This is a genomic window from Photorhabdus sp. RM96S (assembly GCF_042879335.1).
Taxonomy (GTDB): domain Bacteria; phylum Pseudomonadota; class Gammaproteobacteria; order Enterobacterales; family Enterobacteriaceae; genus Photorhabdus; species Photorhabdus kayaii.
Map to the genome: position 1 here is coordinate 1 of NZ_JBHFKT010000163.1, position 554 is coordinate 554.

At 54.2% G+C, this 554-nt stretch carries 1 protein-coding gene; it reads left to right on the forward strand.

Annotation, left to right across the window (positions count from 1 at the left end; genetic code table 11):
* Positions 1-554 (forward strand): DUF637 domain-containing protein (locus ACGF49_RS24765; RefSeq protein WP_387493385.1); only part of this gene is annotated, 554 nt, incomplete at both ends.

A 554-nucleotide genomic window follows, 5' to 3' on the forward strand; every position in this document is an offset into this window, starting at 1 on the left:
AGCCACGGCGAGCGCGGTTTATGGGGCGGCTTATGGCGGAATGATAGGGTTGACCTCACAGGCGGCGGTGGCCTTAGTTGAAAATAAAGGGGATCTTACCAAGACACTGGCCGCCTTAGCGAAGCGCGATGCCGTCAAATCCCTCGTGACCCAAATCGCCGTGGGTGGCGCATTAGGGGGCTTAGACCACACGATGGGCTGGGGAAAATTAGTGGAGGGAAAAGGCGTTGTCGATCCGCTAAAAGCGCAGCTTCCTTTATTGAGTGATAATAATTGGAGTCAGGTGGCCCAGCGTGTGGCTGCGCAATCCGTGGTGAGCTCAACAATAGGGACGGCGATTAACGGCGGCAGTTTTACGGATAATCTGCAAACCGCGTTGTTGAGCAATATAGGTAACCAGATTAATGCGGAAGGCGCTAAGCTGATTGGTGATAATGGGGAGATTTTAGGCCATTCAGGCAAGATATTGAGCCATACGGTTGTGGCAGGCATCAGTGCTGAAATCGCCGGAGGGGATGCCAAAGGGGCGGCTGTAGGTGCTCTGGCGGCTGAAT